9 protein-coding genes and 1 rRNA gene are annotated in these 12763 nt (G+C 61.0%); 3 read left to right on the forward strand and 7 right to left on the reverse strand.

Features of this window, described 5'->3' with window-relative positions; all coding sequences use genetic code 11:
* The first annotated feature begins 89 nt into the window (after nt 1-89).
* Nucleotides 90-205: ribosomal RNA gene (rrf, locus tag HU736_RS16025) — 5S ribosomal RNA — on the forward strand.
* Nucleotides 206-356: 151 nt separating this feature from the next.
* On the opposite strand, the gene HU736_RS16030 is transcribed toward rrf, so the two are convergent.
* The 4 genes from HU736_RS16030 to HU736_RS16045 all read right to left on the reverse strand — a co-directional run bounded on the left by HU736_RS16030 (nt 357) and on the right by HU736_RS16045 (nt 5179).
* A complete protein-coding gene (locus HU736_RS16030) occupies nt 357-2840 on the reverse strand; it encodes a TonB-dependent siderophore receptor (protein WP_186701678.1) in 2484 nt (827 codons plus the stop codon).
* Nucleotides 2841-2928: 88 nt separating this feature from the next.
* Nucleotides 2929-3897 (reverse strand): FecR domain-containing protein, encoded by a 969-nt coding sequence (locus HU736_RS16035; protein WP_186701677.1) that lies wholly within the window; start codon nt 3895-3897, stop codon nt 2929-2931.
* A gap of 4 nt (nt 3898-3901) precedes the next feature.
* Nucleotides 3902-4405 (reverse strand): sigma-70 family RNA polymerase sigma factor, encoded by a 504-nt coding sequence (locus HU736_RS16040; RefSeq protein ID WP_186701676.1) that lies wholly within the window; start codon nt 4403-4405, stop codon nt 3902-3904.
* Between the two features lie 81 nt (nt 4406-4486).
* A complete protein-coding gene (locus tag HU736_RS16045; RefSeq protein WP_103435404.1) occupies nt 4487-5179 on the reverse strand; it encodes a GntR family transcriptional regulator in 693 nt (230 codons plus the stop codon).
* Between the two features lie 196 nt (nt 5180-5375).
* Between HU736_RS16045 and lapG the strand changes: the two genes are divergently transcribed.
* Both lapG and lapD read left to right on the forward strand, forming a co-directional pair.
* Nucleotides 5376-6137, forward strand: coding sequence for a cysteine protease LapG (gene lapG, locus HU736_RS16050; protein WP_340613323.1), 762 nt, complete (start codon nt 5376-5378; stop codon nt 6135-6137).
* A 10-nt stretch (nt 6138-6147) separates the two neighbouring features.
* Nucleotides 6148-8094 carry a cyclic di-GMP receptor LapD gene (lapD, locus tag HU736_RS16055; RefSeq protein WP_186701674.1) on the forward strand — a complete coding sequence of 649 codons (1947 nt, stop codon included), beginning with the start codon at nt 6148-6150 and terminating at the stop codon, nt 8092-8094.
* 24 nt (nt 8095-8118) lie between these two features.
* Here the strand turns inward: lapD and HU736_RS16060 are convergent, their stop codons facing one another.
* From HU736_RS16060 to HU736_RS16070, 3 genes are all read right to left on the reverse strand, one after another.
* Nucleotides 8119-8460 carry a tryptophan synthase subunit beta gene (locus HU736_RS16060; RefSeq protein ID WP_103435401.1) on the reverse strand — a complete coding sequence of 114 codons (342 nt, stop codon included), beginning with the start codon at nt 8458-8460 and terminating at the stop codon, nt 8119-8121.
* 106 nt (nt 8461-8566) lie between these two features.
* A complete protein-coding gene (locus HU736_RS16065) occupies nt 8567-9943 on the reverse strand; it encodes an HlyD family type I secretion periplasmic adaptor subunit (RefSeq protein WP_186701673.1) in 1377 nt (458 codons plus the stop codon).
* A complete protein-coding gene (locus HU736_RS16070; RefSeq protein WP_150573727.1) occupies nt 9933-12089 on the reverse strand; it encodes a type I secretion system permease/ATPase in 2157 nt (718 codons plus the stop codon). Before HU736_RS16070 ends, HU736_RS16065 begins: the two co-directional genes overlap by 11 nt.
* Nucleotides 12090-12763 lie beyond the last annotated feature (674 nt).

A 12763-nucleotide genomic window follows, 5' to 3' on the forward strand; every position in this document is an offset into this window, starting at 1 on the left:
ATCTGCGCGAGCAGGTAGGGGTTTTGTCTTTAAGTAGAGAGACTCAAGTTTCGCTGACACGTCTACCGACGGTTCGGCACACAGAATTTCTTGACGACAATAGAGCATTGGAACCACCTGATCCCATCCCGAACTCAGCAGTGAAACGATGCATCGCCGATGGTAGTGTGGGGTCTCCCCATGTGAGAGTAGGTCATCGTCAAGATTCAAATTCAAAGCCCCTGTCAGCGTTGCTGACAGGGGCTTTGTCTTTCTCGGCGGACTGCTTTGCTGTCAGACCCGATCAAGACAACAGCCCAATAAAAAGGCCCGCTCCTGAATCCAGGAGCGGGCCTTTTGGCTTTCAGCCAGTGCGGTCAGAACTGATAGCTGACGGTAGCGCTGACATTGCGTTCCTCACCCATGTAGCAGTAGCTCAGGCTCGCACACGAAGCGATGTAGCTCTCATTGGTCAGGTTGTTGGCGTTAAGGCGCAGATCCACGCCCTTGAGGCCGACCTTACCCAGGTCGTAACCGATAGAAGCGTCGAACAAGGTGTAGGAGGGCACCTTCATGCTGTTTTCAGCATCTACCCAGCTGTACCCCACATAGCGCATGCCGCCGCCCAGTCTAAGCCCATCCAGAGCGCCCTGGCGGAAGTCATAGTCGGCCCACAGCGAGAACATCTGCTTGGGCGCCTGCGTCGGCGAGTTGCCCTTGTTGTCTACAGTTGCCGCAGCCAGGCTAGGCATCGACTTGGCGTACTCTATGTCGGTGAAGGTGTAGCCACCCAGCAGCTTCAGGTTATCGGTCACCTGCACATGCGCTTCCAGTTCCAGGCCTTGTGAGCGCACCTGGCCAACTGCCCGGTAGAACTCCTCGTTGGGCTGCTTGGACGCGAGGTTTTCCTGTTCGATACGGAACACCGAGGCCGTGAACAGGTTGTCGCTACCCGGCGGCTGATACTTGACCCCGGCTTCCCACTGGGTGCCCTCGGTCGGAGCCAGAGGCCGGCCGTTCTGATCAGAAACGGTATTGGGGTTGAACGACTCGGAATAGCTCACATACGGAGCGATACCGTTTTCAAACAGGTAGAGCACACCTGCGCGCGTAGTGAAGCTTGAACGGTCGTCACTGACCCGGGTGTCGCTGTCACGGTTTTCTTCGGAGACCTTGACCCAGTCCTGGCGCAGCCCCAGTGAGAAGCGCCACTGGTCGAGCTCGACCAGGTCCTGCAAGTACACACCGGTCTGCTGCAGGCGCCGCGTGTAGTTGTTTTCACCCAGTACCTGCAAGTTGCCGCTGCCGTACTGCGGATTGGCCGCATTCAGGCTGTCGACGCTGCCATAGCGCCAGGCTACGTCGGCTTTACGCCGCTGATAGTCGGTACCCAGCAGCACGGTGTGCTTGGCCGCCCCGGTGAAGAATTCTGCCTGCAGCATGTTGTCGATGATGAACGAATGCAGGCGCTCGTCGCCGCCGGTGTAGGCCCGGTTCATGATGTTGCTTTCGGTCGCGCCCCAGCCGGCGAAGTAGACTTGATCCATCGAAACGTCGGAATCCTGGTAGCGGAAGTTCTGCCGAGCGGTGAACACATCGTTGAAGCGGTGCTCCAGCTGATAACTGAACGACTGCTGGGTGCGTTCATAGTTGTCGATGCCCGGCTCACCCTCGAAGAAGTGATCTGACAGCCGCTGACCATTGCGCTTGTGCAGCACGCCAGAAGCAGGCAGGCCGCCGTGGTAGCCGCCGTTGGGATCTTTCTGCAGGTAGGCCTGCAAGGTCAGCGAAGTATCCTCGCTGAAGTCGATGCTGATCGCTGGGGCGATGGCGTAGCGTTCTTCCTTGTTGTGGTCGAACTGGGTGTCAGCCGAATCTGCAAGGCCGGTCAGGCGGTAGGCAATGCGCTTGTCGTCATCCAGCGGCCCGCTCAAGTCAAAGCCCATGCCGCGCTGGCCTTGGGTGCCGACGGTTGCCTGAACCTGATGGAAGGCCTCGAAGGTCGGTTTCTTGGTGGTCAGCGCAACCAGCCCGCCTGGCGAGCTGCGGCCGTAGAGGACCGAGGAGGGCCCTTTGAGAATATCGATACGCTCGAGGAAATACGGATCGACCTGCATGGTGCTGTAGGTGCCGTTATCACCCATCGACTTCAAGCCGTCGACATAGATGTTATCCACCGAGCCATCGTTGAAGCCGCGCATGGCCACATAGTCATAGCGGTGGGTGGCGCCATAGGGGTTGGTCAGCACCCCGGGCGTGTAGCGCATGGCCTGGGCAACCGTCTGCGAGCCCTGGTCGTCCATTTGCTGGCGGGTAACCACTGACACCGACTGGGTGGTCTCCAGAATAGGCGTACTGGTCTTGGTGGCGATCTGGCTGTGGGTGGCGTTGTAGCCTTCCATGCTGCCTAGCGCGTTGCCGAGGGCGAAACCGCGCACATCGGTGTCAGGCAAGGCCAGCGCAGCGTCTGCGGCTTGCTCGCGCAGTACATAGCGGCTGCCATCGCTGCTGTCAGCTTGCAGGCCCGTGCCGTTGAGCAACTGGCGCAGTGCCTGGTTGGTCGAGTACGCGCCTTGCAGGCCAGGTGACTGCAGCTCGGCAGTCAATTGCGGGGTGCTCGACAGTGTTATACCAGCCTGGCGAGCGAACTGATTGAGCACATCATCGAGGTTGCCCGCGGCGATGCTGTACTGCTGGGAGGCACTGGCGGTTTCTGCTGCCTGGCTCAGGGGCGCGACAGCGGCCAGGCCCAATGCAGTGCCGAACAAGGCGGCGCGTATGGCTCTGCCGAGATGGGCTGAATTCAAGACAGGTCGAAAATCATTCTCGTTGATGCGGTGTGGTGAACGCTGGCCGGGCATGAGGGATCCGTAGGCTGATTAAGGGCAGGTGAAGGTGCTTACTGTCCAAGCCGGACGTGTCAGCGCTTCCCGCCAAAAAAAACTGGCGTCAGGCTGCCCGCTCCAGCCGCACCCACCAGCGTGTGCGTTGATGCAGGCGCACCGGCAGCGTCTGCGGCAGTAGCTCAAGCAACGCATCGGTGTCTGCCAGGCGGTACACGCCGGACAAGCGCAGATCGGCCACGTCGTCGCTACAACTGAGAAACCCGGGTCGATAGCGGGCCACCTCGGCGACGAAGTCCGCCAGGCGCATGTTGCCAGTCACGATGAGGCCGTCAGCCCAGGCGGCCGCGTCCATGTCTGGCTGCTCGACCACGCGGGGCCCATGCGCGTCTATCGACCAGTGCTGGCCGCTGTCCAGCCAGTGCAGAGCAGATGAGCCAGCGCCATGCAGCGCTACCTGGCCGGCGCTGACACTCACCTGTGTACAGTCGTCACGCTGACGCACCGTAAAACGACCATTCACGCCTTCAAGCAAAGCGTCGCGCGTTTGCACCAGCAGCGGTCTTCCGTTGGCTTGAGCGTCACTGCAGGTCAGCATCAGTTCGCCGTGGTTGAGGCGAATCAAGCGCTGGCGGGCATCAAAGGCAAGGTCGGCAGCGCTGCGTGTGTTGAGTTGCAGCAGCGAGCCGTCCGGTAGGGTGACGCTGCGCCGCTCGCCAGTGCCAGTGCTGTAGTCGGAACGCCAGTCAGTCAGCAACTGCAGGTCCTTGCTCAGCCAGCTCGCGGAGCCAATCAGCGCAGCTCCCCCCAGTAGCTTCAACGCTTGGCGGCGATGCAGGCGGCGCTCGCTGGTTTCCAGTGTATGCAGCGCCAGGCCTGCGCCGGGGATGGCGCGCAGGTCGAGATCCTGGTGCAGACTGAGCACTCGCTGCCAGGCGCGTTCATGTTCCGGGTGGGCCTCGCGCCATTGTTCACACTTGCGCTGCAAACGCTGATCTGGCCCGCTTTCGCGCAGCCGCAGCATCCACTGGATCGCTTGTTTGACGACGGTTGCCGAAGGCTGCGCAGCGCTCATCGATCTACAGCTCGTCTTCGTAGCGCAGTTGATAGCAGTGGTAGAGCGCATCGGCGATGTAACGCTCGACCGAGCGCAGCGAGATGCCCATCTGCTCGGCAATCGCCTTGTGGCTCAGGCCTTCGCACTGGGCCAGCAGAAACGCGCGGCGAACCTTTGGTTTCAAACCATCGAGCATGCGCGCAATGCGCTCGAGCAATTCCAGAAGCAGCTCGCGAGTTTCTGCCGAAGGTGCCTGCGCTTCCGGCAAATGCGACAGCGCCTCGCAGTAGGCGCGGGCCAGTTCTTCGCGGCGCCAGTGGTCGATGACCAGGCCGCGGGCGACCGTGCGCAGAAAGGCTCGTGGGGTATTCAGCTGCAACTGGTCGCGGCGCTGGAGCAGGCGCACGAAGGTGTCTTGCGCCAGGTCAGCGGCATCGGCAGCGTTACCCAGCTTGCTCCGGAGCCAATTGTGCAACCAGCCGTGATGTTCGCTGTAGAGCGTGTGTACGGAGTCTTGAGAAGACATGAAGATACGCCGCCAGCACTGCTGCATGAATGATAATTAGTCTCATTGTTTGCGGTCAGCGCTGATTTTGCAACCGCAATGTCAGCTGCTCTGCTGAGCATCCAAATAGCGGCGAATGGTACGGGCGCCTTTATTCAAATGCTCGGCGAGGATCTCGACCGCGTCATCCACCCGCTTGTCACTGGCCGCATCGACCAACGCGTTGTGATCGTCCTGAGTGAGTTTGCCCAAGCCCATCGCAGACAGGTGAAAGCGCAGGAAGCGTTCTTCCTCATTGAGTTCGCCGTCGATCAAGCGCAGTAGTTTCTGATTGTGTGCCTTGCAGTACAGGCTCATGTGCAACAAACGATTGAGGCGGCCGATCTCGGCGTGCCCGGTCTGGTTTTCCAGTTGCTCGATGTAGCTGCGGGCGAGAGCGATATCGGTGGCCTCCAGCAGCGGAATCGACTGGCGCAGTGCCTCCGACTCAAGGAGTACGCGCAGGGCGTAGCTGTCGACGGCATCCTCACCGATCAGCGGAGCCACAACCGCACCCTTGTGCATGACCACTTGCAGCAAACCCTGCGCTTCGAGTTGGCGCAGCGCCTCGCGCACGGGCATCCGGCTGACGCCGAACAGGGTCGCCAGCTCTTGCTGGCGTACGGCAGTGCCAGGAGGCAGGCGTCCGTCGATGATCGCGCTACGCAAGCGTTCTTCAATGACACCGCGAGCCAGATGTGCCGGGACTTGCTCGTTGCCAAGCACGGCAGACAACAGTTTGATTTTTTCAGCCACGGGGCGTCTGCCTCTACAACTGGCGGTATTGGATCCAATCAAGTTAGGTGCTTGCTGGAGGGGTGTCAAACCATGGTGACAAAACAGTTTTGCCGCCCGTGTTAGCGGGAGGCGGCTATGGTGAAGGAAGTCCATGCCGAGGGGAAGCCGGTGCGACATTCGGGCTGTTATTGATCCAGCGCGCAGTGATTGCAAGGTGCCATTGTCTTTTCCCGCCACAGGCCGCACCATCGCGGCTCCCGATTGGTCTGCACAGGTCTTCGCAGTGGCGATACCCAGCGTGCTCAGTGTTGTCATGCGTCGGCTCGGCCTTGCTGCCTTGCTGGCATGCATGCTGCTGGGCGGCTTGCATGCGGATTGGGACTTTGCCCAGATCAGCCAGCGCGCGCAAAAGCTATATGGGGCACTAGGTGCAGGCAAGGAACGCATCGATGCCTGGCAGAACCTGCTGGCCACGCAACGGCAGGGCAGTGAGCTGGAGCGTCTGCAAGTGGTCAACCGCTTCTTCAACCAGCAGTTGCGCTACACCGAGGATATCGACCTGTGGCATGAGGTCGATTACTGGGCTACCCCGATCCAGTCTCTGCTCAAAGGCGCTGGCGATTGCGAAGACTACGCCATCGCCAAGTACTTCAGCCTGCGGCGTATGGGCATTGCCAGTGACAAGCTGCGCATTACCTACGTCAAGGCATTACGCCAGAACCGCGCGCACATGGTCCTGACCTACTATGCCAACCCACAGGCGCAGCCGCTGGTACTGGACAGCCTGATGGATGCGATCAAGCCGGCCAGCCAGCGTACCGACCTGTTGCCGGTGTATTCCTTCAATGGTGAAGGGCTGTGGCTGACAGGCGCGGCGGGCAACAAGAAGGTCGGTGATACCAAGCGCCTGTCGCGCTGGCAGGATTTGCTGAAAAAAATGCAGGCCGAAGGCTTCCCGGCGGAGCCGGTCTACTGAAGGAGCACCGATGTCACTGTTCAAACAATTGCTGCTAGCTATTTGCTTGTTCCTCGTCGTTGCCTTCAGTGGCAGCTTCATGGTCAGCCTGGAAAGCTCACGTAGCCAGTATGTGAACCAGCTGCGTTCCCATGCTCAGGATGCGGCGACCGCCCTGGCCTTGTCGCTGACGCCGAATATCGACGACCCGGCGATGGTCGAGCTGATGGTCAGCTCGATTTTCGACAGTGGCTATTACTCCAGCATCAAGGTGGTTGACCTGCAGTCCAATGCGGTGTTGGTCGAGCGCCACGCCGAGCCTGATCGCGGCGGTGTGCCGGCCTGGTTCATCGGCATGATTGGCCTGGAGCCTGCGGGAGGTGACGCGATCGTCAGTCGTGGTTGGCAGCAGGCGGCGCGAGTCGAAGTGATCAGCCACCCGATGTTTGCCCTGGCCAAGCTGTGGCAGAGCGCGCTGGGCAGCCTGGGCTGGCTGTTGCTGTGTGGCGCGGTGAGTGCAGTGCTTGGCGCATTGCTGCTGCGCCGGCAGCTGCGCCCGCTGGATTACATGGTCGAGCAGTCGCATGCGATCGCCCGGCGCGAATTCCTCAGCCTGCCCGAGCTGCCGCGCACCCCCGAGCTGCGCCGCGTGGTGCAAGCGATGAACCAGATGGTCGAGAAGCTCAAGGCGTTGTTCACCGAGCAGGCCGAGCGCAGCGACAAGCTGCGGGCCGAGTCCTATCAGGACAGCCTGACCGGGCTGGCCAACCGGCGCTACTTCGAGATGCAACTGGCAGCCCGCGTCAGCAACATGGAAGAAGCCCGCGCCGGTTACCTGTTGTTGCTGCGGGTGATGGACCTGGCTGGCCTCAACGCGCGCATGGGCGGACAGCGCACCGACCAGTTGCTGCAGGCAGTAGGTGAGCAGCTACGCCGCACCTGTGCCAGCTTCCCGCAGACGAATGACCTGATCACCCGTAGCCGCGGCGGTGAGTTTGCAGTGCTGGCGCCGGGCATGGTCCACGAAGAAGCGATACAGCTGGCCCAGGCGCTGGAAGCTACCTTGCACAGCCTGCACGAAACCGGCGCCAGTGATGTCGACCCGGTCGCCTGCATTGGCCTGGCGCCGTACAACCCGGGTGACGCGCCACAAGCCTTGTTGAAACTGGCCGACGAAGCGTTGGCCCGTGCCGAGAGTCAGCCGGCACCCGGTTGGGTGTGTCTGGAGCAGGGCGTCGCGGCGCAGGCTGCAGACAGCCATCATGCCTGGCATGCGCGGTTGGATCAGGCCCTGAGCAGCGGCCAGTTCGAGCTGTACTTCCAGCCCGTGGTCGCCAGCGAGGCGCCTGCACAGATCCTCCATTACAAAGTGATCTCGCGGCTGCATGACGAGCAGGGCGAGGCGCTGGCGGCGGGCCGCTTCCTGCCGTGGCTGGAGCGCTTCGGTTGGGTGCCACGGCTTGACCTGCTGGTGCTGGAGAAAGTCCTCAAGCATGTGCAAGGTCATCAGGAGTCGCTGTCGCTGAGCCTGTCGGCTGCAACCCTGGCCGACCCGCAAACGCTGCAGCGGGTGTTTGATCTGCTGGCCCAGCACCGTGCGCTGGGGCCGCGCCTGACCTTTGAGCTGGCTGAAGAGCAATTGCCCGATCAGGCCGCCCTGGAGCAGTTGACCCGCCGCCTGCATGCGCTGGGCTTCGGCCTGGCGCTGCAACGCTTCGGTGGTCGTTTCAGCATGATCGGCAACCTTGCCCATCTGGGCCTGGCCTATCTGAAGATCGACGGCAGCTATATCCGCAGCATCGACCGCGAGCAGCACAAACGCCTGTTCATCGAGGCCATTCAGCGTGCGGCGCACAGCATCGACCTGCCGCTGATTGCCGAGCGGGTCGAGACCGAGGGTGAGTTGCAGGTACTGCGCGAGATGGGCGTGCAGGGTATTCAGGGGCAACTGGTGGGTGAACCCGCGCCCTGGCGTTGACTGCCCGGGGCCGCTGCTGGCCCCTCAGATCAAGCCGCTGGTGTCGTCCTCGTCGATCAGGCTGTTCAGGCTGCCCAGCGACTTGCGCGCTGTGGAGCGGTTGAGCAGCTTGGACTGCGCGCCTGCCGGCAGGTCGGTGATACTGAGCACGCCCTTGGTGGTCAGCACTTCGATCAGGTCTTCGAGCACACGGATCATGTCCAGGTCGCTCTGTTTGAGCTGCTTCAGGCTGTTTTCAACCTGATCGCCAGCAAACCACTCCTGGATTTCGGCGCTGTCGGCAGGGACCATCTCGTGGTACTGCTCGAACTCGGCGGCTTCCACCCGCAGCAACTGGCCCTTCTCGTCGCGTTGCACGTAGAACATGACATCCCTCCGATTTTCCTGAATCCCTGCTCTGACTAGCCAGCATAGGCAACAAGGCCCACTTGAGCTAACTACTCGCGTGGGCCTGCGTTGTTGCGGCTACCGATCAGCGCTCGCGCAACGCCTCTGCACGAGCTTTGACAATTGGTTTGAGCAGGTAGCTCATGATGGTTTTCTTGCCGGTCATGATGTCGACCGTGGCAACCATCCCCGGGATGATTAACAGCGGCTTCTCGTCGGTACCCAGATGACTGCGGTCGGTACGCAGGCGGATCAGGTAGTAGGTGGTCTTCTTGTCTTCGTCGGTGATGGTGTCGGCACCGATCTGCTCCAGCTTGGCCTTGAGGCCGCCATACACGGTGTAGTCGTAGGCGGTGAACTTGACCGTGGCTTCCTGGCCCGGGTGGAGGAAGGCGATGTCCTTGGGCAGGATCTTCGCCTCGACCACCAGGGTATCGTCCAGCGGCACGATCTCGACGATGTCGCTGCCAGGCTGGATCACACCGCCGATGGTGTTGACCAGCAGCTGCTTGACAATGCCGCGCACCGGCGAAGTCACCAGGGTGCGGTTGACACGGTCATCCAAGGCCTTGCTGGTGGCGGTAGCCTTGCTCAGCTCGGTGCGGGCCTCGTTCAGCTGAGTCAGCGCGTCGCTGCGAAATTTGCCGCGGGTCTCTTCGATTTTGCTCTGCACTTCCTTGATCGCCGCTTCAGCACGCGGGATAGCCAGAGAGGTGGCGTCCAGTTGGCCGCGCACCTCGACTTCCGAACGGCGCAGGCGCAGCACCTCGACCTGGGACACTGCGCCCTGGGCTACCAGAGGCTCGGACATGCCGATTTCCTGGCGCAGCAATTGCAGACTGTTGGCGTACTGAGCGCGCTTGGAGGTGAACTCGCGCAGTTCTTGCTGGCGCTGCACCAATTGCTGCTCAAGGCCGCCGATTTCATCGCGCAATTGCTGGCGGCGGCTCTGGAACAGCGACTCTTCGTTGCTCGCCTGTTGCGGTGCGGCTTTGCGCAGAACATCGTCGATCTGCAGCGCACGGCCTTCGATCTCGGCGTTCAAGCGCTCGACCCGCATGGCCATGGCCAGGCGATCGGCTTCGGTCTCGCCGACGTTGGAGGCGAAGCGGGTCTCGTCCAGACGCAGCAAAGGTTGGCCGATCTCGACGATCTGCCCTTCCTTGGCGAAGATCTCGGAAACGATACCGCCCTCCAGATTCTGGATCTTCTGCAGCTTGGACGAAGGGATGGCCTTGCCCTCCCCGCGGGTCACTTCGTCGATGTGAGCGAAGCTGGCCCAGATGATCAGGAACAGGAAAAACGCGATCACCCCCCAGATGGTCATGCGCACCACCCGCGGCGCATCCTCGACCAGCGACTTGCGCACCTCGGGCAAAGGCGCGCCGGCCAGTGACTCCGAGCCTTTGAAGTAGCTGCGCAAGCTCTCTTTGAAGCCGTTTACATCCAACTTACGCGACACTGATCTGCCCCTTTTTCAGCGCATCCATGACCGAGGCTTTCGGGCCGTCGGCAACTACTTGTCCACGGTCGATCACGATGAGCCGGTCGACCAGCGACAGCAGCGAGGCGCGGTGGGTGACCAGAACCACAGTCTTGTGTTCGACAAACGCCTGCAAGCGCTGCTTGAGGCGCTCTTCGCCAGTGTTGTCCATGGCGCTGGTAGGCTCGTCGAGCAGCAGGATCTGCGGGTTGAGCAGCAATGCCCGGCCCAGTGTGACGTTCTGCCGCTGGCCCCCGGACAGGTTCTGCCCGCGCTCGCCCACCTGCAGCTCGTAACCATCCGGGTGCAGCCTGGCGAATTCGTGCACCCCGGACAGCTCAGCCGCCTGCAGGATCAGTTCGTCCTCGACATAGCGCGCACCGCTGACCAGATTGTCGCGCAAGGTGCCGGCCAGCAACTGGATATCCTGCGGCACGTAACCGATGTTGTGGCGCAGCTCGCTGACGTCGATCTGGCGGATGTCCACGCCATCGACCAGCAGCGAACCGTTGTCTGCTTCGTACAGGCCGACGATCAGCTTGGCCAGCGAGCTCTTGCCCGAGCCGCTGCGGCCGATGATGCCGATTTTCTCGCCCGGGCGGATGTTCAGGTTGATGCCCTTGAGCGCCTGGTTCTGCTGGTTCGGGTAGGTGAAGTCGACCCCGCGGAACTCGATCGAGCCCTGCAGTACCTGGCGGCTCAGCGGGCGCTCTTCGAAATTGCGCTCCTGCGGCAGGTCCATCATCTGGTCGGTAGCGACCATGGTTACCCTGGCCTGCTGATAACGTGCCAGCAAGCCGTTGAGCTGGCCCAGCGGGCCCAGTGCACGGCCGCTGAGCATGTAGCAGGCCACCAGGCCACCCATGCTCAGGTTGCCATCGATGATCTGGTAAACGCCCACGCAGATCAGCGCCACGCCAGCCAGTTGCTGGATCAGCATGGTGATATTCATTGCCAGGCCCGACAGCACCTTGACCCGCAGCTCGAGGCGGCTGAGGGTGCCCAGGGTCTGCTCCCACATGTACTGGCGCTCGCTCTCGGCATTGTTGACCTTGACCGCATCGAGGCCGGCGAGGGTTTCGATCAGGCTCGACTGGCGCTCGGAAGCCAGCGCCATGGTCCGCTCCATGGTCGACATCAGCGGCTTCTGCAGCGCATAGCCGATGCCCAATGCCAGCGGGAAGGCAATGATCGGGATCCACACCAGATGGCCACCGAGCATAGCGATGACGATCAGGATCAGAATGGTGAACGGCAGGTCGATCAGGCTGGTCAGGGTCAGCGAGGCGAGGAAGTCACGCAGGCTCTGAAACTCGTGGATGTTCTGGGCGAAGCTGCCCACCCGTGCCGGGCGATGCTTCATCGACATGCCAACGATGCGCTCGAACAGCGTGGCCGACACGATCAAGTCGGTTTTCTTGCCGGCCAGGTCCAGGCACAGGCTGCGCAGCAACTTGAGCACCAGGTCGAACACGTAGGCACCGGCAATGCCGATGGCCAGCACCCACAAGGTCGAGGTGGCCTGGTTGGGTACGACCCGGTCGTAGACGTTCATCACGAACAACGGTGCAGCCAGAGCGATGATGTTGATCACCAGGCTGGCGGCGATTGCATCGATGTACAGCCACTTGCTGCGTAGCAGCGTGTCGCGGAACCACGAGCGGGTACGCGGGATCAGGTTGCCGTGGGTAACGTCGAATTTGTGCTGTGGCTGGGCAAAGAAGACTTTGCCACTGTAGTCACCCAGCAGCGCCTCGCGGCTGACCAGGACTTCGCCACCGTCGCTCTCGCTGAGCAGCAAGCGCGCGGTGTCGTCGTTTTCCCAACCGAGCAGCACCGCACTGCGGCCCTCGTTGAGCAGCAGCATGGCGGGCATGGCGATGGCCGGGATCTGCTCCAGCTTGCGTTGCAGCAAGCGCCCCTGCAGGCCGGCCCGGGCGGCAGCCCGCGGCAGCAGTTCGGCGTTCAGGCGCTGGGACGGCAAGGGCAGCCCAGTGGTCAACATGGCCCGGCTGGCCGGCTTCTGGTGCAGAACACACAGGGTCAGCAGGCTATCCAGTAGAGGATCGTCATGCTGGCTGCGTGGATCGTGACTGAGTTGGACTCGACTGACTTCGGATTCCACGCGGCGCTCTCTTCAAACCTTGCAGTGTCTGGGGCGATGCGCACCTGGCCTCTTGGAGGGTGGTGCACATACGGTTTCATGTCATTTTGCACTGATGGCCATGGGCACGACCACCCCGTGGCGTCAATACGGCGGGCTGGTGACTACAGCGCTTGCCCATGTTTCGCTTGAAAACAGTCGGTTTGCCAGTGGGTTAGCGGTTCAGCACCCTTTACGTGCTATCGGCTGAAGACTGGAAATCTTCATTTCTGGCTGTTGAGTAATGCATTTTTTTCAGCCGATTCAGATGTGAAGCTGGCATGCCCAGTGCTTGTAATCGGCAGCACCTTATAGCAGTCAAAACAATGGCTCTCTTTTTATTTTTTCATTGTTTGCAAAGCTTGTTCCAAATCATCTGCAGGGGTGTCTTTCCCTGTTACCTGTCAGGCTCCAAGGCTTCGTAATTCGGGGGCTAAGCGCTTTTTGAGAAGGGGGCTTGAAGCAGCTGACGGGCGGTGAAAATATCAATGTGACATTACCCGCGTGATTGTTTAGGATGACGCAGTTTCGGTCAATACTTTGGCATATGCTTAATAGCTAAAAGTAATAGACATATATTTGACGTCAAAAAGTTATATTCATAGTTACTTAGCATTAGCAGCAATTTTCGTCTGCTAGGCATGAAGCCAACAGAA

This window comes from Pseudomonas shirazensis (genome assembly GCF_014268785.2).
In the GTDB taxonomy this organism is placed as follows: Bacteria; Pseudomonadota; Gammaproteobacteria; order Pseudomonadales; family Pseudomonadaceae; genus Aquipseudomonas; species Aquipseudomonas shirazensis.